The following is a 671-nucleotide window of genomic DNA, read 5'->3' as shown; positions in this document are numbered from 1 at the left end:
ACCAAAGTTATAACCTCTGCTGTGTGCCAGCTCGATTAGCGTCCAAATTTTCTCTTCTTTTGCTTTCTTGAGGAGTTCAAAAATTGTGGTCATGTATTCATGTCGAACACTGAGCACCTTTTGGATGACATTTTCACTCATGCGTGAGTTTCCTTATTACGATCGTTTTGTAGGGAGTTTACTGAGATGGTTGGAGTCACGCTTCGACAAAAAAATGTTGTTTAAAGTGATCGTAATTTAATGAGAGAGCGCCTAGCATCTGCTAAAGTGTATGCTTAACGAAATGCTTTTTTGCGATGTTTTTCTAAGTGTGTATTAAAAACAATGAGTTGAATGTTAAAGTAAAACTCTTCATTAGTGTTTTACTTTGGTTTTCTACTAGCATTCGTTGAAAGGTCTTTCTTCTTCACCAGTGAGAGCTTGAATAAAGGAGCTGTAACGTGCCGAATTTAACAGCAAAGCAAGTGGCAAGCGCTAAATCAAAGGACAAAGCCTATCGACTTGGTGATGGAGGTGGGCTGTATTTTTATGTGCGAAAGTCGGGGGCTAAATCGTGGGAGTGTCGTTACATTCAGCCTAGAACGGGAAAGCCGACTTTTCTTGGATTGGGTGGATACCCTGAAATTTCTCTCGCAGAAGCGAGGAAAAAAGCACAAGAAGTTAGGCACTAT

Annotated in this window: 1 protein-coding gene; it reads left to right on the top strand. The window is 40.4% G+C overall.

The features are described 5' to 3' along the window. Window positions 1-440: 440 nt before the first annotated feature. Window positions 441-671 (top strand): Arm DNA-binding domain-containing protein (locus R7Z49_RS25380; protein ID WP_318112441.1); only part of this gene is annotated, 231 nt, incomplete at its 3' end.

The organism is Vibrio sp. 1562, assembly GCF_033340155.1.
In the GTDB taxonomy this organism is placed as follows: Bacteria; Pseudomonadota; Gammaproteobacteria; order Enterobacterales; family Vibrionaceae; genus Vibrio; species Vibrio alginolyticus.
The sequence above is the reverse complement of the archived record's forward strand: the minus strand, read 5'-3'. Positions and strand labels throughout refer to the sequence as shown.